General features: G+C 39.4%; 27 protein-coding genes. 8 read left to right on the top strand and 19 right to left on the bottom strand.

What is annotated here, in order from left to right; all coding sequences use genetic code 11:
• Positions 1 to 2: 2 nt before the first annotated feature.
• Positions 3 to 722 (bottom strand): two-component system response regulator OmpR, encoded by a 720-nt coding sequence (ompR, locus tag H5087_RS14990; RefSeq protein WP_002959552.1) that lies wholly within the window; start codon positions 720 to 722, stop codon positions 3 to 5.
• Between the two features lie 195 nt (positions 723 to 917).
• On the opposite strand from ompR, the gene greB reads away from it, so the two are divergent.
• From greB to H5087_RS14970, 4 genes are all read left to right on the top strand, one after another.
• Positions 918 to 1,397: a transcription elongation factor GreB gene (greB, locus tag H5087_RS14985; RefSeq protein WP_002959554.1), complete on the top strand. Its 480-nt coding sequence runs from the start codon at positions 918 to 920 to the stop codon at positions 1,395 to 1,397.
• 116 nt (positions 1,398 to 1,513) lie between these two features.
• Positions 1,514 to 1,825: a hypothetical protein gene (locus H5087_RS14980; protein ID WP_024595748.1), complete on the top strand. Its 312-nt coding sequence runs from the start codon at positions 1,514 to 1,516 to the stop codon at positions 1,823 to 1,825.
• Positions 1,826 to 1,875: 50 nt separating this feature from the next.
• A complete protein-coding gene (locus H5087_RS14975) occupies positions 1,876 to 2,457 on the top strand; it encodes a CBS domain-containing protein (protein ID WP_024595749.1) in 582 nt (193 codons plus the stop codon).
• A 168-nt stretch (positions 2,458 to 2,625) separates the two neighbouring features.
• Positions 2,626 to 4,953 carry a Tex family protein gene (locus H5087_RS14970; RefSeq protein ID WP_182672571.1) on the top strand — a complete coding sequence of 776 codons (2,328 nt, stop codon included), beginning with the start codon at positions 2,626 to 2,628 and terminating at the stop codon, positions 4,951 to 4,953.
• Positions 4,954 to 5,025: 72 nt separating this feature from the next.
• Here H5087_RS14970 and H5087_RS14965 read toward each other — a convergent pair whose 3' ends face one another.
• The 3 genes from H5087_RS14965 to bioH form a co-directional block, all read right to left on the bottom strand.
• Positions 5,026 to 5,880 (bottom strand): putative metalloprotease CJM1_0395 family protein, encoded by an 855-nt coding sequence (locus H5087_RS14965; protein ID WP_024596112.1) that lies wholly within the window; start codon positions 5,878 to 5,880, stop codon positions 5,026 to 5,028.
• 4 nt (positions 5,881 to 5,884) lie between these two features.
• Positions 5,885 to 6,193 carry a hypothetical protein gene (locus tag H5087_RS14960; RefSeq protein WP_002959563.1) on the bottom strand — a complete coding sequence of 103 codons (309 nt, stop codon included), beginning with the start codon at positions 6,191 to 6,193 and terminating at the stop codon, positions 5,885 to 5,887.
• Positions 6,194 to 6,283: 90 nt separating this feature from the next.
• Positions 6,284 to 7,021 carry a pimeloyl-ACP methyl ester esterase BioH gene (bioH, locus tag H5087_RS14955; RefSeq protein WP_182672570.1) on the bottom strand — a complete coding sequence of 246 codons (738 nt, stop codon included), beginning with the start codon at positions 7,019 to 7,021 and terminating at the stop codon, positions 6,284 to 6,286.
• A 74-nt stretch (positions 7,022 to 7,095) separates the two neighbouring features.
• Between bioH and H5087_RS14950 the strand changes: the two genes are divergently transcribed.
• Positions 7,096 to 7,773: a ComF family protein gene (locus H5087_RS14950; protein ID WP_024596110.1), complete on the top strand. Its 678-nt coding sequence runs from the start codon at positions 7,096 to 7,098 to the stop codon at positions 7,771 to 7,773.
• Between the two features lie 223 nt (positions 7,774 to 7,996).
• On the opposite strand, the gene H5087_RS14945 is transcribed toward H5087_RS14950, so the two are convergent.
• A complete protein-coding gene (locus H5087_RS14945; protein ID WP_182672569.1) occupies positions 7,997 to 10,552 on the bottom strand; it encodes a M14 family zinc carboxypeptidase in 2,556 nt (851 codons plus the stop codon).
• A 146-nt stretch (positions 10,553 to 10,698) separates the two neighbouring features.
• On the opposite strand from H5087_RS14945, the gene nfuA reads away from it, so the two are divergent.
• Together nfuA and H5087_RS14935 are read left to right on the top strand one after the other, a co-directional pair.
• Positions 10,699 to 11,274, top strand: a complete 576-nt coding sequence (gene nfuA, locus H5087_RS14940; RefSeq protein ID WP_002959571.1) for a Fe-S biogenesis protein NfuA — start codon at positions 10,699 to 10,701, stop codon at positions 11,272 to 11,274.
• A 9-nt stretch (positions 11,275 to 11,283) separates the two neighbouring features.
• Positions 11,284 to 11,553 carry a hypothetical protein gene (locus H5087_RS14935; protein WP_002959572.1) on the top strand — a complete coding sequence of 90 codons (270 nt, stop codon included), beginning with the start codon at positions 11,284 to 11,286 and terminating at the stop codon, positions 11,551 to 11,553.
• Between the two features lie 9 nt (positions 11,554 to 11,562).
• Here H5087_RS14935 and dinF read toward each other — a convergent pair whose 3' ends face one another.
• The gene (gene dinF, locus H5087_RS14930; protein ID WP_182672568.1) at positions 11,563 to 12,897 is read right to left on the bottom strand and encodes an MATE family efflux transporter DinF; all 1,335 of its coding nucleotides are present in this window, start codon (positions 12,895 to 12,897) and stop codon (positions 11,563 to 11,565) included.
• Between dinF and H5087_RS14925 the strand changes: the two genes are divergently transcribed.
• Positions 12,877 to 13,914: a polysaccharide deacetylase family protein gene (locus tag H5087_RS14925; protein ID WP_182672567.1), complete on the top strand. Its 1,038-nt coding sequence runs from the start codon at positions 12,877 to 12,879 to the stop codon at positions 13,912 to 13,914. The genes dinF and H5087_RS14925 overlap by 21 nt on opposite strands.
• Here the strand turns inward: H5087_RS14925 and H5087_RS14920 are convergent.
• The 13 genes from H5087_RS14920 to H5087_RS14860 all read right to left on the bottom strand — a co-directional run bounded on the left by H5087_RS14920 (position 13,904) and on the right by H5087_RS14860 (position 25,987).
• Complete coding sequence (locus H5087_RS14920; RefSeq protein ID WP_149594710.1) at positions 13,904 to 14,935, bottom strand: chemotaxis response regulator protein-glutamate methylesterase; 1,032 nt, start codon at positions 14,933 to 14,935, stop codon at positions 13,904 to 13,906. The two genes, H5087_RS14925 and H5087_RS14920, sit on opposite strands and share 11 nt — an antisense overlap.
• Positions 14,936 to 14,943: 8 nt before the next feature.
• Positions 14,944 to 15,561 carry a chemoreceptor glutamine deamidase CheD gene (cheD, locus tag H5087_RS14915; RefSeq protein WP_039489124.1) on the bottom strand — a complete coding sequence of 206 codons (618 nt, stop codon included), beginning with the start codon at positions 15,559 to 15,561 and terminating at the stop codon, positions 14,944 to 14,946.
• Positions 15,551 to 16,375 (bottom strand): protein-glutamate O-methyltransferase CheR, encoded by an 825-nt coding sequence (locus H5087_RS14910; RefSeq protein ID WP_182672566.1) that lies wholly within the window; start codon positions 16,373 to 16,375, stop codon positions 15,551 to 15,553. Before H5087_RS14910 ends, cheD begins: the two co-directional genes overlap by 11 nt.
• Positions 16,376 to 16,458: 83 nt before the next feature.
• A complete protein-coding gene (locus H5087_RS14905; RefSeq protein WP_182672565.1) occupies positions 16,459 to 18,765 on the bottom strand; it encodes a methyl-accepting chemotaxis protein in 2,307 nt (768 codons plus the stop codon).
• Positions 18,766 to 18,810: 45 nt separating this feature from the next.
• Entirely contained in the window at positions 18,811 to 19,296 is a 486-nt protein-coding gene (locus tag H5087_RS14900; RefSeq protein ID WP_002959588.1) for a chemotaxis protein CheW, read from the bottom strand.
• Positions 19,293 to 21,383 carry a chemotaxis protein CheA gene (locus H5087_RS14895; RefSeq protein ID WP_182672564.1) on the bottom strand — a complete coding sequence of 697 codons (2,091 nt, stop codon included), beginning with the start codon at positions 21,381 to 21,383 and terminating at the stop codon, positions 19,293 to 19,295. Before H5087_RS14895 ends, H5087_RS14900 begins: the two co-directional genes overlap by 4 nt.
• 10 nt (positions 21,384 to 21,393) lie before the next feature.
• Positions 21,394 to 21,756: a response regulator gene (locus H5087_RS14890; RefSeq protein ID WP_182672563.1), complete on the bottom strand. Its 363-nt coding sequence runs from the start codon at positions 21,754 to 21,756 to the stop codon at positions 21,394 to 21,396.
• An 8-nt stretch (positions 21,757 to 21,764) separates the two neighbouring features.
• Positions 21,765 to 22,037, bottom strand: a complete 273-nt coding sequence (locus H5087_RS14885) for an STAS domain-containing protein (RefSeq protein ID WP_002959595.1) — start codon at positions 22,035 to 22,037, stop codon at positions 21,765 to 21,767.
• A gap of 151 nt (positions 22,038 to 22,188) precedes the next feature.
• Positions 22,189 to 22,806 (bottom strand): SCO family protein, encoded by a 618-nt coding sequence (locus tag H5087_RS14880; RefSeq protein WP_182672562.1) that lies wholly within the window; start codon positions 22,804 to 22,806, stop codon positions 22,189 to 22,191.
• Positions 22,803 to 23,732: a heme o synthase gene (gene cyoE / locus H5087_RS14875; protein WP_182672561.1), complete on the bottom strand. Its 930-nt coding sequence runs from the start codon at positions 23,730 to 23,732 to the stop codon at positions 22,803 to 22,805. The genes H5087_RS14880 and cyoE overlap by 4 nt, the downstream gene beginning before the upstream one ends.
• Before the next feature lie 12 nt (positions 23,733 to 23,744).
• On the bottom strand, positions 23,745 to 24,734 hold the full coding sequence (locus tag H5087_RS14870; protein WP_007584952.1) for a heme A synthase: 990 nt from the start codon (positions 24,732 to 24,734) through the stop codon (positions 23,745 to 23,747).
• A gap of 28 nt (positions 24,735 to 24,762) precedes the next feature.
• Positions 24,763 to 25,257: a transmembrane cytochrome oxidase associated protein gene (locus tag H5087_RS14865; protein WP_182672560.1), complete on the bottom strand. Its 495-nt coding sequence runs from the start codon at positions 25,255 to 25,257 to the stop codon at positions 24,763 to 24,765.
• On the bottom strand, positions 25,247 to 25,987 hold the full coding sequence (locus tag H5087_RS14860; RefSeq protein ID WP_165724162.1) for an SURF1 family protein: 741 nt from the start codon (positions 25,985 to 25,987) through the stop codon (positions 25,247 to 25,249). Before H5087_RS14860 ends, H5087_RS14865 begins: the two co-directional genes overlap by 11 nt.
• Between the last annotated feature and the right edge of the window lie 5 nt (positions 25,988 to 25,992).

Here is a 25,992-nt window from a genome sequence, read left to right as displayed (position 1 = left end):
TATTACTTTTCACCGTCGGGAACAAACACATACCCCAAACCCCAAACGGTTTGAATATATCGTGGATTGGCAGCATCTACTTCGATCATGCGGCGAAGCCGCGATACTTGCACATCAATGCTTCGCTCAAGCGCACTGTAATCGCGGCCACGCGCTAAGTTCATTAGCTTATCGCGACTAAGTGGCTCACGTGGATGCGAAACAAGCGCTTTAAGCACTGCAAACTCACCACTGGTAAGCGATATTGTTTTATCCCCTTCACTCATTTCGCGCGTTGCTAAATTAAGCGTAAATTTACCAAAAGCGATTAAGTTTTCTTCAGCAGCAGGTGCGCCTGGCACTTCTTTTGCGCGGCGACGTAAAATGGCTTTTATGCGAGCAAGTAGCTCTCGTGGATTAAATGGTTTTGGAATGTAATCGTCAGCGCCAAGTTCAAGGCCAATAATGCGATCTACTTCGTCGCCCTTTGCAGTAAGCATAACAATAGGAATTTCATTTTCTTTTTGGCGTAGTCGGCGGCAAATAGATAAACCATCCTCGCCTGGAAGCATTAAATCGAGAACCATTAAGTGAAAGTTTTCACGCTCTAGGAGTCTATCCATTTGCTCCGAGTTTCCTGCGGTTCTAACAATAAAGCCTTGCTCTACTAAGTAACGTTCAAGCAAACTGCGTAAGCGCATATCGTCATCAACAACTAATACTTTTGTGGTCTCGTGTCCCATAATCTCTTTCTTATTTTTATATCCAATTACTAGTTAATATAAATGAAAAACTTAATAACCAAAAACTAATTACTTGCTTAGATTGTTACTGAACATTTCAAAGCTTCCTTACTCGTACTTTATTAAATTTTACGCTCGACAAATTTTGGCAAATTTAATAACGTGCACACCATTAGAGTTAATAAAGAATTGGCCATGAAAACAAATTTAGTTACCCGCGAAGGTTACTTGCAATTACAACAAGAACACGATCAACTATGGAACGTAAAACGCCCAGAAGTAACAAAAATAGTTAGCTGGGCAGCCAGCCTCGGAGATCGCTCTGAGAACGCAGACTATCAGTATAATAAGCGTTTACTGCGCCAAATTGACCGCCGGGTACGCTACTTACGCAAGCGCATACCTGATTTAAAAATTATTGACTACTCTCCCGTGCAAGATGGAAAAGTATTTTTTGGTGCATGGGTTGAAATTGAAAACGAAGAAGGTGAAGTTAAAAAGTTCAGAATTGTAGGTCCTGATGAAATTTACGACCGTAAAGATTACATATCAATAGACTCACCTATGGCGCGTGCGTTGATTAAAAAACAAGTGGACGACGAATTTGAAGTGACCACTCCTCAGGGAAAAAAGCAGTGGTATGTAAACAGTATCGATTACCAAAAAAAGAAATAAAAAGTTTTGATTCAGATCATGTTAACTTTTGATTGTGTAAATTAAAGCAATAAGCTATAACTGAATTATTCAAGTTGATTTGTTTAATTTGAAAGCAGTTAATTAAGGTCGTGATTATGTCAAACATAGTACAGCGCATATTTAGTAATGCCGTATTGTTTGCACTTTTAATGAGTGTAAGTTTGACCCTGCATGCCAGCAACACTGACGTAAACCTTGATAACGCGAAACTATCTAATCACTTTATTACTTGTGATATTCCTGACCAAGCAAACCTCGATTTTGACGTGGACTCTCACGTTAACACTATTACCTATAGGTCGCCTCAACCACTTCCTAATGTCGTAGATTCTTTTTATAAGAGCACTAATCTAAACAGACCTTTTAGCACTGCATACCAACGCGGACCACCTAGCTATTTAATTTAATTCATTATTTTACAACTTAATTAAATTTTATAACTACTAAGGTGACTACTATGTCTAACTTTAAAGAATTACGTACCCAAAATATTTCTCATGGCGTTATTGCTAGCACATTTGCAGATGATCAACCATTAATCGATTTATCTTCTCCAGCGCTAAAAATGGTGAATAACTTTACTCAAAAAACACCTATTCGTGCAGAGCATGGAACAACGATTACAGATGCGCTTAAACAAGTAAGTGCACAACAATCTGACTTTGTTTTAGTAACAGACGAACACCAAAAATTAATTGGCCTAGTTTCTAGCGCCGATTTACAAAGCTCTAAAATTACTATTATTGCAGAGCGCTTAAATATGCAACGAAGCGAAGTAAGCTTACGTGACATTATGACACCAGTTAGCCGCCTTACAGGTGTAAGTATGCAAAGCTTAAGCTACGCATGCATTGGTGATGCGCTGCAAACGATGGAGCATCAGGGCACAATGTTTTTATTAGTTACAACAGCGAGTAACGAAATTTGTGGTTTAATTTCAGCTCGCCAAATAGCTAAAACATTACATATTCCTGTACATATCTCACCTATTGCTCACTCTTTCAGTGAGGTATTAGAAAACATTGAGCACCCTCACTAGGGCGCTCTTTTAGTTGAATTGATTTGCTCCCGACCCAACCATCTTAAAGCAAGTAAAATAGCTTGCTTTAAGAGCTTTTCATTACTACCTCCTGTGATATTATTCAAGCAATTAACAGCGCCAGTAACACGCTTCTGGTCTTATTTTATTGTATAAAAAGGTTTTTGCATGAGCGATATCTCTGCACGTTTAGCCGGTGAGTTAAACGCACAGCAGCAACAGGTTGTTGCTGCAACAAAGTTACTTGATGAAGGCGCAACTGTTCCTTTTATTGCCCGCTACAGAAAAGAAGTTACAGGCGGCCTAGACGACACCCAATTACGCCTTTTAGAGCAGCGTTTATCGTATTTACGTGAACTAGAAGAGCGCCGTAGTTTTATTTTATCGACAATCGAATCGCAAAATAAACTAACGCCAGAGCTAAGTGCCGATATAACTAATGCACAAAGTAAAACAGAACTTGAAGATTTATACCTACCATATAAAGCTAAGCGCCGCACTAAAGGCCAAATAGCAATTGAAGCTGGTTTAGAGCCTCTTGCAGATGCACTATTTAAAGATGCTAACCTTGACCCAGAGCAACAAGCAGAGCAGTTTGTAAGTGCTGAAAAAGGTTTTGCAGATACAAAAGCGGTACTTGAAGGCGCTAAATTCATCTTAATGGAACGCTTTGCTGAAGACGCAAAATTACTTGCTAAATTTAGAAGCCACATTAGCCAAAATGGCGCAATTGAAAGTACTGTAATTAAAGGCCAAGAGCAAGCCGGTGCAAAATACCGTGATTACTTTGAGCATCAAGAACTTCTTAAAAAAGTACCTTCTCACCGTGCGCTTGCAATGCTTAGAGCCCGAAATGAAGGTGTACTTCAGTTAAATATAAACCCTGAACCTAGTGCTGAAAATTCAGCACAATTATGTGCAAACATGATTGCTGAGCATTACCGTTTAGATATTAAATATAAAGCGGCAAGTCCTTGGTTATTAAACGTTGTTCAATGGGCGTGGAAAGTTAAGCTAGGGTTACACCTAGAGAATGAGTTTTTTGCAGCAATGCGCGAAAAAGCAGAAGCCGGTGCAATCGATGTATTTGCTAAAAACTTAAAAGATTTATTAATGGCTGCACCTGCAGGCCCTCGTACTACTTTAGGTCTTGATCCAGGCCTACGTACTGGCTGTAAGATTGCCGTTGTTGATAGCACAGGTAAATTACTAGCTACACAAACTATTTTCCCTCATGCACCACAAAATCATTGGGATAAATCTGTGCGTACGTTAGAGCAACTTTGCCGTCAGCATAAAGTTGAGCTAATTGCGATTGGTAACGGTACTGCATCACGCGAATCAGATAAGTTGGTTGCAGAGCTTATCAAAGCAAACAGCGAACTTAAACTTAGTAAAATTATGGTTAGCGAAGCAGGTGCATCGGTTTACTCAGCTTCTGAATTTGCAGCTAATGAATTTCCAGATTTAGATGTTTCTATACGAGGGGCTGTCTCTATTGCGCGCCGCCTTCAAGATCCTCTTGCTGAACTTGTTAAAATTGAGCCAAAATCAATTGGTGTTGGCCAATACCAACATGATGTATCGCAAAGCCAATTAGGCCAGAGCCTTATTTCAGTAGTTGAAGACTGTGTAAACTCAGTAGGCGTAGATTTAAATATGGCCTCGGTACCGTTACTTACACGCGTATCTGGTTTAAACAAAACATTAGCGCAAAATATCGTTAATTATCGCGATGCTAACGGCACATTTACTAAACGTAGTGAGCTTAAAAAGGTTGAGCGTTTAGGGCCAAAAGCATTTGAACAAGCGGCTGGTTTTTTACGTATTAACAATGGTAGCGATCCACTAGATAACTCATCAGTACACCCTGAAGCTTATCCTGTTGTTAAACGCATTTGTGAACGCAATAGCTTAGATGTCAGTAACCTAATTGGTAACAGCGACTTTTTAACTAAACTTGCTGCTAACGATTACACTGACGAAAAGTTTGGCTTACCAACCGTTACCGACATTATTACTGAGCTTGATAAACCTGGTCGAGATCCTCGACCTGAATTTAAAACAGCTGAGTTTAAAGCCGGTGTTGAAAAAATTAGTGACCTAAAGCTAGGTATGATTTTAGAAGGTGTGGTTTCAAACGTTGCTAATTTTGGTGCGTTTGTTGATGTAGGTGTTCACCAAGATGGTTTAGTGCATATTTCAGCAATCACGAATAAATTTATATCAGATCCGCGTGAAGTTGTTAAAGCTGGTGATATTGTAAAGGTTAAAGTTGTTGAAGTAGACGCTGCACGTAAACGCATAAGCTTTACTATGCGCTTAGATGACGATATTGACACAAGTAATAAGTCAGCAGCTCCAGCTACGCAAAAGCCACATGCACGTGCTAATAATTCGCAACCTCGCGCTGCAAAGCCTAAACGTGACAACGGTAATGCGTTAATGGGCAATGCATTTGCCGATGCGTTCGCTAATGCTAAAGTAAAAAAATAATACTTGTACAACTAAGCTAAAACGAAAAAAACCGCGTAAGCGGTTTTTTTGTGGTTATGTTTTGCTAAATTATTAACTTAACGCTGAAAAACTACTTTGGCTCGCTGGCGATGTAGCCATTTGATAAAAGTTAGCAATACGCCCCGCCCGTGCCTCAACATCGGCATCACGTGTTTGCTCATCACTTTTAGCTGTTTTTGTATCGCTGCTTTCATCGCTAGAGAATGACGCTTCAAGTTTACTTTTTGCGTCTTCGTCGTCTTCTTTTTCAGGTTGTGCAAGCTCAGCTTGAGCCGCTGCTAGCTTTTGCGTAGCATCTGCAGCAATAGAGCGATCAGCTCCCGAAGGCTCTGCAGGCGCTAATGCGGCAGCGCGTACCGTTTGCATTTTGTCTATAGTCGCTTGCGGGTCACCCGGAATTTCTGATACATCTATTTGTACTTCTCCGCCAACTGCGTAGTTAGTACCATCTGGGCCACGTTGATATTCATAGCTTGGCGAGCCAGCATATTGCCCGCCCACAGAAGCGTGTGCTTGTTCGTGTATTCGTACTTCAGTATCCCGTGCTTTTAGCTCTGTAATTTGTTGTTGTTCTTGTTCTAATTGCAGCTCTTCTTGCTCAGATTCTTTTTTCTCGATTGCTTCACTTTCTTGCTCAGTGCCCTCTGGATTTTCTGGGTTTCCATCGCGCTGCTGAACTGACTTTTCGTCTGCTATTTTTCCCGTTGCGTTATACGTCGCACCATCGCTACTGCCTGGCAATTTTGCTTTTTCAGCATCACTTTGCGCTTTGGTTTCTGTGTTGCTTGCGCTACTAGATGCGGGAGCCGGAATAACTTCGCGTAGTTGGTTGTCACGCCGTGCGGTTTCCGTATAAACATTTGCGGTGTTTATATTAATAGACGGAAATGGCGTGACAATATTCATAATACTAAACTTTAATATCGATTAACGTGCCAAGTACATCATCGGCCGTTTGAATTGATTGCGTATTTGCCTTGGCATTAAACTCTTCAACTTTTAAGTTAACAAGCGCTTCATCAACACGAGCTGGTTGTGCTACTGGTGCAGTAATCGCTTCTTCAGGGCGTGCTGCCGTAAGCTGACGTTGCTGCGCTAATTGCGCGTCATCTTGTTGTTCTATACTGGCACGGTTAATCTCAGCACTGGCTTTTTCAATACCTTGGCTAGCTCGGTTAAACCCTTCTATACCACTATTAAATACTGATCCGATTGGCATATTAAAACCTCCACCAAATAAACATTGTTTAATTATCGCTCAGGTTCTGCTCAAAATAAAGCTTTAAACAGCGCTATTTTTAGCTCTATTTTAAAGCATTGATTTAACGACAGATAAGAGCTCACTTTTATGAGAAATAAATGGTGCATGGGACGCTTTATCTAGTACTTCATATTCAAACTCAGCATTTAGTGCTGACATTTTGCTAATAGCTTTATAAGGTACTAAAGCATCAAGGCGGCCAAATACTCCTCTAATAGGGACTGGGCAATGAGTAAATAAGTCACGTAAATCGTCGTTTTGTAAAATATCTAAACCAGCACTCAGGGCATCGCTTTGGGGTGCGCTGTACTGATTTAGTAATTGTTTAAGCTGCTTTATATCATCACGCGCCGACTCACTACCCATTGCTTGAATAGCTAAAAAGCGCTCTATTGTTTTTTCTCGATGATTAACTAATTGCTCTTTAAACTGCGCCAATACATTCGCTTTTATTCCAGGCCAATTATCTGCCTCTGCAAAAAAAGGAGTCGATGCTATTAAAATAACTTTAGATACCTTTTCAGGCCAATGCTTCGCAATATAAAGTGCAAATAATCCACCTAACGACCATCCCATTAAAATGCTCTTTGGCTTTAATTGCTTACTTAAAATTTCTGCTGCATCATGCAAAGTATAAGGGCTTGGGCACACATCGCTATTACCAAACCCAGGTAGGTCAAGGCTACGTACATTTCCTGAATATAAAAACTCAAGTTCTGGCTGTACTAACTGCCATACGCCCTGATTCATTCCCCAACCATGTAATAACACTAACTCATTTTGCATATTTGCCTAACCTTTACCAAACTTAGGCTCATCATAACGTTTAGAAAGGCGATTGCAATGCAAGGAGCGAGTCTGTGAAACAAGCCGTTTTAAATTGGTTATTTCCCTCTTATTGCGTGCAGTGTCAAAACTCGATTACGACCTCTTTAGGGCTATGTGATTATTGCCTTGAAGATTTACCATTGTTTGATTTTAGTAAGCATACGAGCTTATTGCATCGACCTGATATTATTGAGATGTTTCCTAATTGCGAGTTTGATAAATTATTTGCATGCGCTTTTTATCAACCTCCCTTTGAGCATTGGCTTAAAAGGCTAAAATTTAATAATCAAATTCATTATAAAAAGGCATTGCAGCAAATTATACAAAAACAGTTAACGCAGTTTTTTGAGCAAAGCCCTAATTTGCCAGATACCTTTATTATTTTACCTCTTCATAAAAGCCGCTTTATTACTCGCGGATTTAATCAGGTAAGCCAAGTATGGCAACCCTGTTTAGCTAATTACGCCCCACTAAGTAATGTTCTTATTCGCGATAAAAAAACACAAGCTCAGTCGGAGCTATCCAAAGCAAAGCGTATAAGAAACTTAAAAAATGCCTTTATTTGTACACAAGACATGGCAGGTAAAACAGTCGCTATTGTTGATGATGTGATGACGACAGGGGCAACATTAAACGCAGCTACTAGTGCACTAAAACAAGCAGGCGCTAAACAAGTGTGGGCTTTTACAACTTGCTTAACGCCTATTTAATTATTAAAAAGTATTAAACCAATCCGCAATAATACTTAATCATTTTGCGGGGCTAAACGTGTCGCTACCTGTGTTAAAAAATTCTCATTTACGACTGCATGGATGCAGAAGGTAGAGCAATCCAGGAGCAATTGCCGAGAACAACTAATTAGCGAATTTTTTGCCTAGCTATCAACACGTTTTTCCATCCTCAAAATAGATTACTTAATTAAGCTAATTGGTATTATTCGCCATTTGCACGAAACGTATGGCCAAAAAATAAAGCGTTGCTTAGTAGTCGACTAGTCCCATACCAGTAACCTCTAAATACAGGGTCGTCGGTCATACCTATCACTGTACCTCGCCCGTATGAGTGCGCAATTAAGCCAGCACCACCAGCAACTTGCTCAACATTAACAGCATCGGTAAAACCCGCTAACAATGGCTTTTTAGTATAGGTAAGTACATTTACGAATGGCGCATCGGAAGCTTCTAGCAACCAAGTACTGTTTTTGAATACGGGCAATGTATTGCGTTTAAGTGAAAATGTAAGTGGGTGAGTTAAATCTACATTAGTATTAAAAATAGCTCCTGCAATGCGTTGACGTCCTGCTAAATGGTCCTTATCGCCATAACTTAAACCTGTCGTTTTAAATGCACTCGCTACATCTTGTCGTGATAGATAGCTTGCTTTGAGTAATTGCTGATCAGCTAAAAATTTAGCACCGCCTTTATGGCCCCAAATAACGCCGCCTTTTCTTACCCAGCTTTTTATAGCCACTTTGTCGGTATCAGATAAGCTATTGTAGTTACCATGAGCAAGTACTATATGGCTGTAATTACTGAGTTCAATAGAGTTTAAACGCTCCATTTCAACAATTGTTGGCGCAACACCTACAAAGCGATCGAGGTAATACCATACTTCGCCAGCTTCGTACTGGCTTACACCTTTACCACCTACCAATAATACTTTTGGCTCGCTAACAACCGCCATTGTACGAGACCCTAAATCGGCTCCTTTGCTTGTAAGCCCTGAGTTAATAGGCTTGATTGCAATTCCAAACTCGTTTTGTGCTTTATTTAATATTCCCACCCAATCATTATTCGTTTGTAAGCCTGCTGGCACAACAATACTACCAGCATCAAAGCTTACTTCACTTGAGTTTGATTTGGCTGTTAGTGGACTTAGCGCAACACGCGCTTTAATACCTTGCTTTAACAGGCTGTTTAGCATTTTAGGTGCTAGGTAATCATCCCACGAAAAGCCAAACGCATAGCCTTGCTCAAGTGAAGCAAAAGAAGGTTTTACCGCTTTTTGCCACGGTTTACTTGCAACCTCTAAACCCCAACTGCTTTTTACTTTTGCAAAAGGTAAGTTAAACGCATGCGCTAAAGTCCAGCCAGATACGTCATAAAAGGTGTTATCAGCAAAGTTTTTTTGCTCGCTAAAAATAGCTTTTATTAGGCGGTACTGTGGCTGGGCTAAGGGCACAAAGTAGCTATTGGTTGTATAGTTGTTGCCATTTGCCTTGAGTGATTTAGTAAGCGAAAAAGCATCTATTTGATGCTGTTTTAACAACCCTAAAAAATCTTTAATACGAGTGTTGTCATCCGCGCCCTCAATTACATAACCTTCAAAGCTTTCATCACTGGCTAAATCAGTAGCTTGATTATAAAACTTAGCTTGGTAATCAAGTAATGCTTGGCGGTTATCAACAGCGGCTTTAAAGGTAGATAAACTCGTTAATAGTTGATTTTTAATAGTAAAGGGAAAGCTCAAAGGTCCATTTATGGTGTCTTGGATATGCCCGCGAGAACTTGCTTGCTCAAATAAAATACCTACACCACCATTTACATCGGGATAGGTTGAACCTTTACCGTAATAGAAGTCGTCAAAGCTTTCTTCGGTAAAGTACAGTGCGTTGTTTTCATCTAACGTTTTTGCGTGATAGTTAGCAATCGCTTTAGTTAACGTTACATTTTCATCCGGTGTTATAGGATGCTTACGACTAGAGATACCTGGCTGAAAAAAGTAACTGCTGTTTGGTCCCATTTCATGAAAATCGGTTAAAACATTTGGTTTCCACTGATGAAATTTAGCAATACGCGCGCGCGATTCAGGATGTTGTAGTAATAACCAGTCACGATTTAAATCAAACCAGTAATGATTGGTACGACTACTTGGCCAGTTTTCAACATGTTCACGGGTTTTAGGGTCGCTTGATAAGTTCATACCTCGGTTACTGTTGGCCCAGTTAGCAAAACGAGCAAGTCCGTCAGGATTAAGCGAAGGGTCGAGTAAAATAACCGTGTTGTTTAATAGCTCATCTATTTCAGCACCTTGTGCAGCAGCTAAGTAATATGCCACCAGCAAAGATGAGTTACTACCTGATGACTCATTACCATGCACACTATACCCCATCCATACAACGGCAGGCTGCTTTGTAGAATTAGCATCTGATCCATCGTTACTTAAGCGTGCTAAGTGAGCTTGGCGTGTCTGCTCTATGCTTGATAACTTATCAGCTGCTGTAATTGTTAGCATGACAAGGGGGCGTTGTTCATGTGTGCGGCCAATCACTTCAAAATTTATACGGTCGCTTTTATCAGCAAGTATTTCCATATAACGTACGAGCTGATCGTGTCTCACGTGCCACTCTCCTACTTCGTAACCGAGTACTTGCTCAGGAGTAGGAATTGAAGGGTCAAATTTTACATCTTGTTCAAAATAATACGAAAGTGGCTTAGCTACACTTGAAAAGCTAAGCAACACCACCATTAAAGTTAATACCAAACGCATATAAATCACTCAAAAAATGTTCGTTGTTTGCACGCTACCATTGCTTAAAATAGATGCCAACTTTTTACGCTCAACACTAGCCGCAACACGATGAGCGGAGTATGATACGCAGTATCCGAGTAATTTAGTCAAGTATAGATGGTTTTATGATTTCTATTTCCGAAACAGCGCAAGCGCATTTTGCTAAACTATTAGCAGATCAATCACAACAAACCAATATTCGTGTGTTTGTTGTAAACCCTGGTTCATCACAAGCGGAATGTGGTGTGTCTTATTGTCCAGAAGACGCTGTAGAAGCGAGCGATATTCGCCTAAACTTTAACGGTTTTGATGCCGTAGTAGATGCAGAAAGTGCTCCATTTTTAGAAGAAGCTGAAATCGATTTTGTTACCGACAAAATGGGTACTCAGTTAACGCTAAAAGCACCAAATGCAAAGGCGCGTAAAATAGGTGACGATGCATCGTTAAACGAACGTGTACAGCACATGCTAGAAACCGAAGTAAATCCACAACTTGCTAACCACGGTGGTCAAGTAAGCCTTGTTGAGATTACAGCTGCAGGTATAGCTATACTTCAGTTTGGTGGTGGTTGTAACGGTTGTTCTATGATCGATGTAACACTAAAAGAAGGCATTGAAAAAGAAATGATAGCTAAGTTTGAAGAAATCACCGGTGTTGCTGATATAACAGAACACGAAGCGGGCGATCACTCTTACTATTAGGCCTTGTAAATGCTAAAGCAGCTTATCTATCGTTTAGGGAGCAATCCTAAGCTAAGCTTAAAGCGCTTTTTTCGCGGCTTAGCACTGTTTGTGCTAGCCGTGATATTCATATCAATTGGGTATTACACCCACTACAGCTTACAAATAATTGGCGTTATAATTTTACTCCCCGCATTATTTTTTGCCGGTTGGGGCTACTGCGGTATTTTTGCTAATCGTTTTTCACAAGTTTTAAAAGATATGGGCCCTAAACACCACGACCCCGATCTCTGGAAATAAACCATTTATTTAATCTAATAGCTGATTATTTATTTTTAAGTGGTGATATTTAATTATTAATGTAACCCCCCGCATTAACATAAAACAGCTCATAGCCAGCCATAACCCGTTATTTTGCAAGTCTATAAACACCCAAAACACACCAAAAAAGCCAACTCCAGCTGAAAGTATCATACTGTTACGCATGTTCTTTGCTCGCGTAAGCCCTACAAAAACACCATCAAACAAAAAGCAACTCATGGCCAAAATTGGTAATACTACTATCCATGGTAAATAATGCGTTGCTTCTTGAATAACCTCTGGCACATTGGTTAAAAGCTTGATTATGGTGTTGCCAAATAATGCAAAAAATAGGCTATATAACACACCAAAAAGCATACCCCAAAATACGCTTATTTTAACCCACAGCTCTATATTCTTAACACTTCCTTGGCCTTTAGCTTGCCCTACTTTTGCCTCAGACGCGTAAGCAACGCCATCAAGAGCAAAGCTCACCAACATTAAAAAGTTAAGTAAAACAGCATTAGCAGCTAATGTGGTTTCGCCTATACGCGCCGCGTAAAATGTCATAAAACTAAAGCATAATTGCAGTATTAAAGAGCGAATAAATATATCTCTATTCAAACTCAATAATTCAGCCATTTTGCTAATACTCAACCAGTTCGGTACATTTAGATCAATGTCTTGTTTTTTAGCTAGTTTAGCCACTAAAAACAGTGCAAATACTAGTGCTGTATAGTCAGCAATAAGTGACGCCCATGCAGCGCCTGCAACTGCCCAATCTAAATAAACAACAAAATAAATATCGAGCACTATATTAACGATATTAGTGACGAGTAATAAATAAAATGGACCTCGACCATAATGCACACCAAGCATCCACCCCAGTAACACTAAATTACATAATGCTGCTGGAGCACTAAAAATACGAATGCTAAAATACTGATAAGCTTGGTTAAGTACGTCGCTATTGGCTGCGGAGAGGTAAGCTATAGCGTGCTTTATTAATGGGGATAACACAATTAATAGCACGGCCACTGCGCTTGCAAGCAATAGGCTTCGTTTAAGTAATGCAGCAAGTTGGGTTAAATCGTTTTTTCCGTATGCTTGTGCCACGAGCCCCGTGGTACTCATTCTTAAAAAGCCAGCAAGCCAAAATAAAATAGATATAACTGCAGAGCCAAGGGCAATACCCGCTAAGTAATGAGCGCTTCCTAAGTGCCCAATTACAGCAGTATCAACAATTCCTAACAACGGCACTGTGATATTTGATAGTATCATCGGACCCGCTAACAACAGCAAGCTTTTATGGTGTGCCTTATTATGTATAAGAAATTGTTTCATTTAGTGTTATTTATCCTCATTAGTGTATCTGTACGGGCTCAAGCAGCCATTATTTTACAGTATCATCATGTTAGTGAAACCCTACCCGCTGTCACGAGCGTTAGCGCAAATACATTTACGGAGCATTTAAGCTATTTAAAAGAGCACAACTTTAACGTTATTCCTCTTAATGAGTTAATTAGCGCGCTTCAACAAGGTGAAACTTTACCTGATAAAACACTCGCCATCACCTTTGATGATGGTTATAACAATAACTATGAACAAGCTGCGCCTATTTTAGAAAAGTTTGGCTACCCGTACACTATCTTCGTAAACCCTAAATTAATAGACGAAGGCATGAGTTACGTAATGGGGTGGGATAAGCTTAAAGAGTTATCTAAAAAAGGAGCATTAATAGCCAATCATAGCGGACAACATGATTACTTACACCTTAAGCTTGAAAACGAAACCGATGCACAATGGCAATCACGTATTAAGCAAGATATTCTTAGCTCTCAAAAGCGCATAAAAGAAGAAATAGGCCACGACTATAAATACTTAGCATACCCGTATGGTGAGTTTAATAACGAGCTGCAAGCACTCGTGACAGAGCTTGGTTTTGTGGGTATTGGCCAGCACTCAGGCGCTGTAAATAAAGATTCTAATTTTAGCCGCTTGCCGCGTTTTCCTGCATCAGGCTTTTACAGCAAGCTAGAAACCCTTATTACTAAGCTCAACTCACGCGCGTTTAATATCACCAATTTAACTTATCAAGATAGCGTTACACAGCAAAATCCACCCACGCTCACAATGGAATTTAAGATGGGTGATTTTCATAAGAGCCAATTTGCCTGTTATGTATCAAGCGTAGGCCAAGCAGATTTAAAATGGATAACTAAAGATACTGTCGAAATCACCTCACCAAAGGTGCTTAATAAAGGGCGTTCTCGTTTTAATTGCACGGCCCCTTCTATTTCAAGCCCTGGTGATTACTTTTGGTTTTCGCAGCCTTGGGTAATTGAAGCATCTAAACCTTAACGGCCTGATGTAAAAGCCGCTGGGTTACTTTATCCAGCGCAACTATCTCGTTAGCTGCATTTAGCTCAGCAGCAGCCTTAGGCATACCCCATACCACAGACGAGTACTCATCTTGAGCCAAGGTATATGCTCCGCTTTGTTTTAGTGCAAGCAACCCTTTTGCGCCATCACTCCCCATTCCTGTTAGTATGGCTGCAACTACGTTTTTAGCCCCAGTTTCGACTAATGAGTTAAACAACACATCTACCGCAGGTTTATGTCTGTTCACCGGCTCGCCATCATCAAGCTGGCAATACAAGCTAACACCTCGTTTTTTAATACTTAAATGAAACCCACCCGGTGCTATATAAGCCCAGCCCGCGCTAAGCTTATCGCCATGTTCAGCCTCTTTCACATTTATCGTGCATGTACGATTCATTCGCTCAGCAAATGAAGCGCTAAACACAGGAGGAATATGCTGAGTAATTACAATGGGCGGGCAATTTTGTGGCATTTTAATAAGTACTTCTTTTATAGCCTCAGTCCCTCCCGTTGAAGCACCTACCGCTATTACTTTATTAAGTAAAAACTGAGAATGAGTATTAATAGGCTCATTTGTTACGACCGTTTTTTTATAGCTTCTTACTCTTGCTCCAGCAGCTATTCGCACCTTTTGTTGGACAAGTGATGCATATTGGCTCAATTGCTCTCTTACGTTATTAGTAGGCTTAGCTATAAAATCAACAGCCCCTAATTCGAGTGCTTCGAGTGTAATAGGAGAGCCTTTTTGCGTCAGAGTTGAAATCATCACGACTGGCATTGGCCTTAATCGCATTAAATTTTTTAAAAAACTAATACCATCCATTTTTGGCATTTCTACGTCGAGCGTTAATACATCAGGACTGAGTTTTTTTATCATTTCGCGAGCTTCATAGGGATCCTCTGCGCTCCCCACTACTGTAATGTCTTTAGCTTGTTGTAATATTTCAGTGAGTAAACGCCTAATCAAAGGGGAGTCGTCAATTATTAATACTTTAATCATGCATACTCCTAAAACAGCTCTATATCGGTTACTACTTCTTGCTTTTTAAGGTTTTGTAAGTAACGGACTTCGCGTTTTTCAATCGTATTATTATGTAGGTTTTTAAGTTTTTTCATATGAACTTTACCGGTGTTCGGATGAAAAAATATTTTTCGTGGCCATGGTCCACCCATATCGTGGGCAACTAGATTTAATGCCTCTTCTTTAATATACGCTGCTGCAAAACTAATATTACCCAGCCCTATATCAGTCATCGCACTAATAATTTTCCCCCCGCCAAAAAGTTTTACTTTTAGGTTACACCGAGACGCGCCATTTTTTAAAACTTCGTTTATAAGATACTCCATAGCCCAATTACCGTACCGACAACTTAAACTATGCGCATTTTTAAGTTCTACTCCCTTTTGAATTGGTAACATAAAGTGATTCATCCCGCCAATACCAAGTACTTCATCGTATACACAAGCCGCAATACACGAACCCAGAACTGTAGAGATCAGTTCATTATTTTTAGAAACATAAAACTCACCCGGAAGTACTTTAGCAACAACGCTACCTCGGCCCGAATCCCAGTATCGTTTAATATGTTCAAAGTTAGGTAATACCGGCCTAAACTCAGCGTGCATTTTGTCCCTTTTGGTACATAGTTTTCCCTAAATTTTTGAATTGCGAATGCTCTTTACCCATACTTTCTGAGTGGCCTAAAAACAAATAACCTTGTTCATTTAATATATTGGCGTAGCGCTTAAAAAGCTGATCTTTTGTTTCTTTATCAAAGTAAATAACAACATTACGACATAAAATAAGATCAAATGATCCTTTCATTGGCCAATCTTGCAATAAGTTTAAACGCTTGAAAGAAATAGACTCTTTTAGTTTATCTCTAACTTTATAGTTTTCACCGTCTTTACTTTTTAAAAACCAACGCTTAAGTTGCACGTCATCTAAGCCGTTAACATTCGCTGCGGTGTAAATACCTTTTTGTGCTTTTGCCAATACATTAGAATCTAAATCGGTTGCTAGTATTTTTACATCCCAATTGCTCGGAAATGCATTATTTAAAGTCATCGCCAAGCTGTAGGGCTCTTCCCCTGTGGAGCAACCTGCAGACCAGATTCTTACTCGTTTACTGTTTTTATTTGCCTTTAAAAGAGCAGGTACAAGCTCAGTTTTTATAAATTCAAAGTGATGTATTTCACGAAAAAAAGACGTTAAGTTCGTTGTTATTGCATTAATAAAGGCATCAAATTCCTGATCTTTATGACTATTCAGATACTCTAAGTAAGCTTTAAAATCAGTTAATTTACGCTCCCTAATACGTCTTGCTAAGCGTGAATAAACCATCTCTCGCTTATGATCCCCTAATACAATTCCACATGCGCTGTAAACTAAGCTGGCAATTTCCTTAAAGTCGCGGTCGGTACACAAAAACTCTTTCATTGTTCGCTCTCAATTAAACCTAACGCTAACAAGTAGTGCCTCGCTGTAACTATTTATTAGACGAGGCATAAAAAGGCTAAATATTAAAACTCTTCCCACTCATCAGCTGAGTCTACAAAGTTATCGCCCCTGGGCTTATTACTCACAAAACGACTTTGCGGCTCATGAGATAGTTCAGGGGTTCGCATAGTTGATGACATCATTATCATCTCTTGCTGATCTACTGAGAAAAAGTTAAGTAATCGGCGCATCTCATTAGCTTGCTCAGCCATAGACTCACCAGCAGCAGAGGCTTGCTCTACTAGAGCGGCATTTTGTTGCGTCATTTCGTCCATTTGAGAAATAGCTTTATTAACTTGTTCAATACCTGCACTTTGCTCTTCAGATGCCTCTGTAATATCAGAAATCATTTGCGTCACTCTTTGCACTGACACAACAATCTCTTTAAGTGTAGCGCCCGACTCATTAACTAATTGAGAGCCATCAGCTACTTTGCCTACACTATCTCGTATTAACTCTTTAATTTCTTTCGCTGCGCCCGCAGAGCGCTGCGCTAAGTTACGAACCTCACCTGCAACAACTGCAAAGCCTCGACCTTGCTCACCGGCTCTTGCAGCTTCTACTGCAGCATTAAGCGCTAATAAATTAGTTTGAAACGCGATTTCATCGATGACACCGATAATATCTGCAATTTTTTTGCTCGACTCATTAATTGCCGACATGCTCGTAACAGCTTTATTAACAACTTCACCACCTTGAATTGCTTTTTCACAGGTTTCTTCTGCTAGATCGTTCGCTACTTTTGCGTTATCAGCATTTTGACGAACGGTACTGGTCATCTCTTCCATACTTGACGCTGTTTCTTCAAGTGACGAGGCTTGCTCTTCTGTACGTTGGCTTAAATCAGCATTACCTTGAGAAATTTCTTCTGCACCACTGGCTACTAACGTTGCCGATGAATTTATGCGATTAATCACTTCTGTTAATTTATCTGCCGTTGCATTTGCGTCGCGTTTAAGTTTATCAAATGAACCTTTGTATTCTTGTTCAATACGTTTTGATAAATCACCACTTGCCATCGCATCGAGCATATTGCCAGTGTCGGCAACGGCATCATCAACTATTTTAACTAAGCTATTTAACCCTTGAGCCAAACGTAAAAAGAACCCTTCCTTCCCATCTTCCGCAACTCTTGTATCTAATTCCCCATTACCTGCAGCGCCAATAAGCTCAGCGATTTCTTTTTCAAGCGCAACTTCATTGGTTCTATCTTCCCACTCAACAATGGTGCCTAAATGCTTTCCGTCTTGACTGATCCAAGGTGAAGCAATCAAGGTAAAAGTGACACCTGCTAACAGTAGCTCGGCTTTATAGGGCTTATCTAGGTTTTTTAATAAATCACGTTGATGACTAGGGTGCTTATGAAAATCATCAACACAGGTGCCAATTAAATTATCAACAGAAAAGCTTGGCAATACGGTTTGTAATTCTTTTTCGCGGACTTTTAGCATTTGCTGAACACGGTCGTTCACAAATACTATATTAAGGTTTTCATCAGCAATCATTACGTTTGCTTGGCAAACTTTAAGCGCATTTGCTAAATCGGCTGCTTTGCGAGATGCTTTTTCAAGCTCTTTTTGTTCAGTAATATCAGATGCATATTTAATCACTTTAAACGGCTTGCCGTTCATATCATAAATTGGATTATAAGATGCTTGAATCCAAACCTCCTGACCCTGCTTTCCTATTCTTAAATATTCCCCTGAATCAAATTCACCGCGACCTAGTTTGGCCCAAAATTCTTTATATTCGATACTATTTGCAAGTTCGGGATCAATAAAAAGCCTATGGTGCTGGCCTTTAATCTCGCTAAGTTGATAGCCAAGCGCATTTAAAAAGTTATCATTGGCATCAATAATAGTGCCATCTAAATTAAATTCGATAACCGCTTGAGATTTACTTATAGCACTAATTTGCCCTGAAGCTTCTGCTGCTATTAACTTTTGCTCGGTCACGTCGGTGGCAAACTTAACTACTTTTAATACTTGCCCTTGCTCATCAACAATTGGGTTATAAGTTGCTTGGATCCATACCTCAGCTCCACCTTTTGCATTACGCTTAAACTCATCTGAGATAAACTCGCCATTACGCAGGCGTTGCCAAAAGTTCTTATAATCGTTGCCCTGAGCTTCATCTGGGTCAACAAACATCGAGTGATGCTGGCCTTGAACCTCCTCAAGACGATAGCCCATCGCGTTTAGAAAATTCATATTTGCAGTAATTATTTTTCCGTTAGGTTCAAATTCAATCACCGCTAATGATTTATTCAATGCGTCTACAATTAAATCATTACTTGATTTTGACTGCTTTGGATTACTAAACCATCCCATGCTCATCACCACCTTTAAGTTTATTATTCATTTAGTTTCTATTTGCTAAATATTCATTGTTTTTTGCAGGTCAATTAGCGCTACCATTTTTTCACCAACATTCACCAACCCAGCTACATATTCACAATTACTCGATTCAGACAAACTAGGAACCGCTTTCGCATCTTGCTCCGCAATACTGTAAACATCAGAAACGGCATCAACAGCAACACCTATAATTTTACTACCTAGTTCAAATTCTATTTTGACAACGATAACCACCGTTAATGGTCCATAATCGACACTTGGTAATCCAAAGCGCAACCGTAAATCAATAATTGGCACTATTGTTCCGCGTAAATTAATAACGCCTTTTACAAATTCAGGTGCATTGGGCAGTACTGTAATTTCTTCCCAGCTGCGGATTTCTTGTACTGTTAAAATATCAACGCCATATTCTTCATCAGCCATAATAAAAGTTAAAAACTGTTTTACACCTTGCTGTTGCTGAAGATTTAATTGGTTACTTAACTGGCTTTGATCTGAGCTCATAACGCCTCCAAAGTGGCTTGCGTTTCAATAGTTAGTTCTTGGCTACCTGGCTTTTTTAAGCCTGAGAGCTTTATTAAGCCGCTAATGTCCACAATCAGCGATACACGTCCATCTCCTAAAATGGTAGCACCCGATACGCCATCCACTTTATGGTAGTTTGCCTCTAAACTTTTAATAACAACCTGCTGTTGAGACAGTAAATCATCAACTAATAAACCCACCTTTTGGTTATCTGTTTCTACAACAACAAGCAGCGTTTTATCGAGTGATTCAATAGCATTTTTATGATTAAAAATATCGTAAAGCCTTAAAATAGGAATGTATTCGTCTCGAAGCCTCAATACATCAAGGCTTTTACCCACTCGACTCACTTTTGCAATATCAATTTGCAGTGACTCCACAATAGAAATGAGCGGAATAATATAAGTATGCTGAGCCACCTTAACTAATTGCCCATCTAAAATAGCGAGAGTAAGGGGTAATCTAATAGTAAACGTAGAACCAACACCGGGCGCTGAGGTTACTTCCACTGACCCATTTAATGATTGGATATTTCGCTTAACAACATCCATCCCAACTCCACGTCCAGATAAGTCACTTACCTCATCCATTGTCGAAAAGCCGGGCATAAAAATAAGCTCATTTATTTCATCGTCACTGAGATGGTTATCAGCTGAGATTAATTCGTTAGCGATGGCTTTTTCTTTTATTTTTTTTGTATTTAACCCTTGCCCATCATCCATTATTTCAATAACGATGTTTCCACCCTGATGAAATGCATTTAAGGTTACCGTGCCAACGGGAGCTTTACCTGCCGCCAGTCTTTGCTCAACAGTCTCTAACCCATGATCAAGTGAGTTCCTTACTAAATGCACCATAGGGTCAGATATTTTTTCCATTACTGTTTTATCAAGCTCGGTTTGCTCTCCAATCAGCTTTAGCTCAACCTGCTTATTTAGCTTTTGCGCTATATCTCGCACTAATCGAGGAAAACGACTAAATACAAAATTAATTGGGAGCATACGAATACGCATCACATTTTCTTGTAAATCACGCGTATTATGTGCAAGTTGTGCTAAGCCTTCCTGCAGTAAAGTAATTGTGGCTGGTGTGATTTCTTGTTCGCTGAGTTGATTTAGCATGGCTTGTGTAATAACAAGTTCACCAACCATATTTATTAACGAATCAACTTTATCAATGCCAACACGAATAGAGGTAGACTCTGGTGTACTTGCAGGTTTTTTATCTTTATTAGCAACGGGTTGCTGTGGCTTACTTGGTAACTCAGCTACTTTTATTGAATCGGGTTCTTCAAGCTCAACAGCTTTAGATATCTCATCTTGATTAGGTTGTATTGGCTCATCATTGCCAAATAAGCCTCCACATAATTCCACTTTTATGTCGGCATCATCTTCAACCCATTCAAACACTTCTTTTATGGCTTTTTCATCATGGCTAGTGCTTAAAAAAAAGCGCCAATGTAAAAAACATTCATCACTACTTAAATCGTTGATTTCTGGAACTTCATCGTAAAATACTGTGGTTTCTAACTCACCTAGCTCTTCAAGCTCACTGATCATATACAGTGGCTCGTTTCCTGTTTTAAATAAATGATGATGAGGTTTAAAGTCTATTTGATAGGTATTACTACTTGTTTGCTCTTCACAGCTTTGAGGTTTATTCTCATGTGTTTCATTTTTCATTCCAAGTACATGTTCAAATTGTACTTTTAACAAATCTGCTTCGGTTAAATCTGGCTCTTGTTCACCTTGAAGTGCAGCAAGTAAAGCGCGTAAGCAATCCACAGCTTTGAGTAATAAATTAACATGCTCGGTACTAAGTTCTCGTTCACCTTGGCGAATTTGATCTAGTAATGTTTCAAGTACATGAGTAAAGTCAGCAACGGAGCTAAAACCAAATGTCCCACTGCCTCCTTTTATTGAGTGAGCAGCTCTAAAAATAGTGTTGATAGTTTCTAAATCTTCCTCACCTGGCACTAAGTTTAATAGCTCAGCCTCCATAGTATCTAGGCCTTCAAAACTCTCTTCAAAGAAAACTTCAAAAAATTGACTTAAATCTATACTCACACTGCGCTCCTTAGCGAATAACTTTTTTAATTACCGCTAGTAGCTGATCGGGATTAAATGGTTTAACAATCCAGCCTGTTGCCCCAGCAGCTTTACCTTCTACTTTTTTTTCTAAACCCGACTCAGTTGTAAGCATCAGTAATGGTGTAAATTTATAACGAGGCAAAGTACGCAGCTCTCGTATTAATGTAATTCCATCCATTATTGGCATGTTTACATCTGAGATCACGGCATCAAAGTCTTGCTGCTTGGCAATAGCGAGAGCTTCACTGCCATCTTTAGCTTCGGTTACATCAAACCCTGCGGTTTTTAATGTAAAGCTCACCATTTGACGCATCGATGCTGAGTCATCAACCGCTAAAATTCTTTTCATATATACCCCTAACTTTTACTTTCGGTTGTTAAGTATTGGCTTAAGCCAAGTTTATTGATTGTATGTGTTAAGGCCTCGCTACTGCCTACCCAAATGATTTTGTGCTGTATGGTAAGTAGGTGTTTTTGTAAGGCGCATAAAAGTTGAATTGAGGCAGTATCAGCAGAAATCACATCGTTAATATCAAGACAGATATCATCGTTGCTATTGAGTTCGTGCAGTAAATCTTGATGTAGTGTTTCAACTTGCGTAATAGCAAGTTCGCTTGGAAGTTTTAGCATTTAGTAGGTGCATTCCCTGTCAATTCAATTCATAACAAAAGCTTAGCCCTAGTTATTAAAATTGCCATAAAATGCTTAATTAAATTTAAATCATCGTTAAAAAACAAAAAAAGGAGCCTAAAGCTCCTTTCAAATTGGTAAAAAGTAAAAACTAGTTTTTGTAGTAATCGGCTATTTTTTTAAACTCTTGCGTTAAAATCGTCGCATTAATTAATGGCACACTACCTTGTTTAAATTCTGGTTTAAAAATAGCTCTAACCGCTCCATTTTGATCAACCATAGCGACCGAAGCACTATGATCAACTGCATATTCTGATTCACTACTATCGCTAATCGCGTAAATTAAACCAAGCTCTCTAACAACAGGAAAAAGGTGTTTATGTTCCCCTGATACAGCTAAAAAATCAGGATTAAAGTAATCTATATATTGCTTTCGTTTAGCTGGTGTATCGCGTTTTGGATCAACCGATAAAAACCAAATTTGCAACGGATAATCTGCTTGTAAGTTTTTATAAACAGCATTTAACTTAGCAAGTGTTAATGGACAAATATCTGGACAGCTTGTATAGCCTAAAAATACTAAATTCCACTGTCCTACAAATTGTTGCTTAGTCACTAATTCGCCGCGCTGATCGTTTAGCGTAAAATCAGACAGTGGCTTTGCATTTTCGTAAACTAATGCATCTACATCTGGCGGACTATTTTCATTTGAACATGCTGATAAAAACAAAACTAAAACAACAATTAATCCAAGCCATAACTGCTTCATAAAGGGAGCCATTTATCTATAAATAAGATTACAAAGAGTACCATTAAATGAATAATCGAAAAACGGAATAAGTCCATTGCAGTCTCATCATTTCCAGCAATTTTTAATTTGACGGCTTTATATATAAACACTGCATTTAATACACACGCACCTATTAAATATATTAATCCAGACATACCAATTAAATAAGGTAATACGCAAACTACAGCGAGTAAAACGGAGTAGGCAACGACGCACGTTTTACAAAAGTCGATTCCATGGGTTACTGGTAACATAGGAATTTTAGCGCGTTCATAATCACTTTTTCGTGCTATAGCCAGCGCCCAAAAGTGTGGTGGGGTCCAGGTAAATATTATCATTACGAGTAACCAAGGGGCTGCTGCCATTTGGTTTGTTTCTGACACCCAACCTAATAATGGAGGCATTGCGCCAGCCAACCCACCTATAACAATATTTTGCGGCGTTGCACGCTTTAAAAATGATGTATAAACAAATGCATAACCTACCAATGCAAATAACGTTAATATAGCGGTTAAGGTATTAGCGCACACCATCAGCATAATAAAACCCGCAACCCCAATAACAGCTGCAAAACTAAGCGCATGTGTTTTACTTAAACGCCCTTTAGCCACAGGGCGATGACGAGTCCTTGCCATTTTTGAGTCTATCTCACTATCAACCACATGATTAATAACCGCTGCAGCAGCAGAAAGTAGCCCTATACCTAACAAGCTAATAAACTGTACAGCCATACCTCGCCCTACATCAGGAGCCAGCGCTAAACCAACCCAAGCTGTTAGTACCAGCATGGCTACCACTTTAAATTTACTAATTGCTAAGTAGTCTTGCAGCAAATTATGAGTACGCGAAATTAGCGATTGAGCATTAACGGGTAGCAGTATTTTTTTATCAATTATAAGTGCCATTATATTTCCCCTTTATGTGCGTGATTTTAGGTAATAACACAACCTAACCATGCTTAATAATAGTATGGCAGCCATCAAGTTATGCGCCAATGCAACTCCCAACGGAATATGCCAATGTACTAAAATAAGCCCTAAGCTAATTTGGCAAAGCAGAACAAGTAATACACTCACCACGCAATTTTTAATTTTTTTAGAGTACGCTTGGCTGTATATTTTCCACATAATTAGCGCCAGAACGATGCAAGTAACCAGTGCCCAAATGCGGTGTAATAAATGAATAGACATACGCGCTTGCTGCGATAACACACCAAACTCATAATTACTGTGCTCAAGTGGTAATTGAAATACGCTACTCAATGAAAACGGTTGTGCGTAATTACACAATGGCAAACCACTACAATGAGGAGCGGCGTAATTTGCAGCCAGCCAACCACCAAGTGCAATTTGGATAATTAATACACTGAGCGCTACTAAACTTAAACCAAAATAGCGTTTTGCGCCGCTATCACCACCCATAATAGGTTTTGCGGTTAGCCGTAAATATAAAAGCGTTATAAGTGACAAAATACTAAAGCCACCTAATAAGTGCCCCATTACAATAAGCGGCTGAAGGTTCATGGTTACTGTCCACATACCAAGGGCAGCCTGAAACACCACTAGTAGAAGTAAAGCCAAAGGCAATTTAACTGGCGTAGTTGGATATTGGCGTTTTAAAAAAGCCAACACAAATAAACCTAAAATAAGTAAACCTAAAGCACCTGCAAAGTAGCGATGAATCATTTCTTTCCACGCTTTTGCGGTTTCGAACATCATATCGGGGTAGCTTTGAGTTGCTAAGGCTATGTCAGCCTCATGCTTAGGTACCGTTAAAAAGCCATAACAACCTGGCCAATCGGGGCACCCTAATCCTGCATCACTTAAGCGGGTGTACGCACCTAAAGCAACTACAATCAAAGCGAGTAATCCTGTTATTAATACTAAGTTTTTATAATTTTTATACATCAGATACTCCAACTTAAGCTCAACTTAGTTAGCTAGAACGAGAATAGTTAAGTAATTTTTTTAGATCTTTTAATAACCCTTTTTGTACTAAACGGTTTTCTTGTGGCTCGACCTTAAAGGGATATTCAAGTACCACTAACCCCATATGATCAATTAAATATAAACTTGCAGGATTTAAACTCTGTTGCTCGGTAATAATTTTCCATGGTAGATTTTTATTGTCGGGACTTCCCATTACAGCCATATCAACCTTGCCTTGGTTTTTACCAAGTGCCACATATAAGTTATTAAGTGCATTGAGTTGTTCGCTGCATGGGGTGTTACATTCGTTTGAATAATTAAGTGCGATAGTCCATTGTTTGGGATTATTTTTCGGCCAATTTTTAAGTTTTATTTCTTGGCTTAAAAACTCGCCATTATTAGTAATTGCAGTAGGCAACCAATCAAACTTTAATGCGCCATATGCCAAAATTAATGGGATAGCGCAGCAACCCACAAACAACAATAGGGGATTATTTTTCATTATGTGTCCTTTTTTTACTCGCAAAAATAGCCACAACAGCACATGCAATAGCAATTAAAAACCATTGCAAAGCGTAGGCATTATGCTTTTGAGGGCTCATAACAACGGCCTCATAATGAGGTGTTGCAATCTCATCACCAGTACCTTGTCTGTAAGCCATAAAATTAATTAATGATTGCTGGCTTTGAGTGCTCAGCATATTCAAGTCGATAGATTGGATTCTTGTAGGTAAGTCGTTATTTGTAGTTTTATCTTCAAGCGTAAAGCTACTTAAGTTATTTTCTTTTATTTGCGCTTTAAGAATAAAAACACCTGTAGGCAGAGCAACCTTTGGCAGTGCATCTCTAGATATAGGCGCTTTTACCCATCCTAAATTAACTAAAATCACTTTTTCTTCGGTGTCTGGCTTTAGTAAAGCAAGTAAGTCGTACCCTACTTGTCCGTTATAAACTTGATTATCTAAAAGCCAATATTGGTTTTGTACAAACCGCCCTTTTAACTCAACCAATACACCAGTTTTGTTCCAGCTATCAGGCAAGTTAAGTAATTGAGACCAGCTCATCACACCACGAGTCTGTTGCTTAGCTATGGCGGTTAGTTGTTGCTGCTTTTGCTCACCTCGCTCCAACTGCCAAAACCCTAATCGCACACACACAAGTACAACAACCACAACCATACAAAGTGTGATTAGTGAGCTAAGCTTTTGTTTGTGCCATAAAACTAACTGCATAAAGG

This window comes from Pseudoalteromonas sp. SR43-7, assembly GCF_014163785.1.
In the GTDB taxonomy this organism is placed as follows: domain Bacteria; phylum Pseudomonadota; class Gammaproteobacteria; order Enterobacterales; family Alteromonadaceae; genus Pseudoalteromonas; species Pseudoalteromonas distincta.
The sequence above is the reverse complement of the archived record's forward strand: the minus strand, read 5'-3'. Positions and strand labels throughout refer to the sequence as shown.

Coding starts and splice junctions, on each gene's coding strand:
- H5087_RS14885 (WP_002959595.1), bottom strand. CDS start 22,037: ATGCTAAAACTTCCAAGCGAACTTGCTATTACGCAAGTTGAAACACTA.
- H5087_RS14945 (WP_182672569.1), bottom strand. CDS start 10,552: ATGCGTTTGGTATTAACTTTAATGGTGGTGTTGCTTAGCTTTTCAAGT.
- H5087_RS14905 (WP_182672565.1), bottom strand. CDS start 18,765: ATGGGATGGTTTAGTAATCCAAAGCAGTCAAAATCAAGTAATGATTTA.
- H5087_RS14865 (WP_182672560.1), bottom strand. CDS start 25,257: ATGAAAAATAATCCCCTATTGTTGTTTGTGGGTTGCTGCGCTATCCCA.
- H5087_RS14870 (WP_007584952.1), bottom strand. CDS start 24,734: ATGTATAAAAATTATAAAAACTTAGTATTAATAACAGGATTACTCGCT.
- H5087_RS14965 (WP_024596112.1), bottom strand. CDS start 5,880: ATGAATATTGTCACGCCATTTCCGTCTATTAATATAAACACCGCAAAT.
- cyoE (WP_182672561.1), bottom strand. CDS start 23,732: ATGGCACTTATAATTGATAAAAAAATACTGCTACCCGTTAATGCTCAA.
- ompR (WP_002959552.1), bottom strand. CDS start 722: ATGGGACACGAGACCACAAAAGTATTAGTTGTTGATGACGATATGCGC.
- H5087_RS14935 (WP_002959572.1), top strand. CDS start 11,284: ATGCTAAAGCAGCTTATCTATCGTTTAGGGAGCAATCCTAAGCTAAGC.
- H5087_RS14900 (WP_002959588.1), bottom strand. CDS start 19,296: ATGAGCTCAGATCAAAGCCAGTTAAGTAACCAATTAAATCTTCAGCAA.
- H5087_RS14980 (WP_024595748.1), top strand. CDS start 1,514: ATGTCAAACATAGTACAGCGCATATTTAGTAATGCCGTATTGTTTGCA.
- nfuA (WP_002959571.1), top strand. CDS start 10,699: ATGATTTCTATTTCCGAAACAGCGCAAGCGCATTTTGCTAAACTATTA.
- H5087_RS14890 (WP_182672563.1), bottom strand. CDS start 21,756: ATGAAAAGAATTTTAGCGGTTGATGACTCAGCATCGATGCGTCAAATG.
- dinF (WP_182672568.1), bottom strand. CDS start 12,897: ATGAAACAATTTCTTATACATAATAAGGCACACCATAAAAGCTTGCTG.
- H5087_RS14975 (WP_024595749.1), top strand. CDS start 1,876: ATGTCTAACTTTAAAGAATTACGTACCCAAAATATTTCTCATGGCGTT.
- H5087_RS14970 (WP_182672571.1), top strand. CDS start 2,626: ATGAGCGATATCTCTGCACGTTTAGCCGGTGAGTTAAACGCACAGCAG.
- bioH (WP_182672570.1), bottom strand. CDS start 7,021: ATGCAAAATGAGTTAGTGTTATTACATGGTTGGGGAATGAATCAGGGC.
- greB (WP_002959554.1), top strand. CDS start 918: ATGAAAACAAATTTAGTTACCCGCGAAGGTTACTTGCAATTACAACAA.
- H5087_RS14880 (WP_182672562.1), bottom strand. CDS start 22,806: ATGAAGCAGTTATGGCTTGGATTAATTGTTGTTTTAGTTTTGTTTTTA.
- cheD (WP_039489124.1), bottom strand. CDS start 15,561: ATGCACGCTGAGTTTAGGCCGGTATTACCTAACTTTGAACATATTAAA.
- H5087_RS14910 (WP_182672566.1), bottom strand. CDS start 16,375: ATGAAAGAGTTTTTGTGTACCGACCGCGACTTTAAGGAAATTGCCAGC.
- H5087_RS14920 (WP_149594710.1), bottom strand. CDS start 14,935: ATGATTAAAGTATTAATAATTGACGACTCCCCTTTGATTAGGCGTTTA.
- H5087_RS14860 (WP_165724162.1), bottom strand. CDS start 25,987: ATGCAGTTAGTTTTATGGCACAAACAAAAGCTTAGCTCACTAATCACA.
- H5087_RS14925 (WP_182672567.1), top strand. CDS start 12,877: ATGTATAAGAAATTGTTTCATTTAGTGTTATTTATCCTCATTAGTGTA.
- H5087_RS14960 (WP_002959563.1), bottom strand. CDS start 6,193: ATGCCAATCGGATCAGTATTTAATAGTGGTATAGAAGGGTTTAACCGA.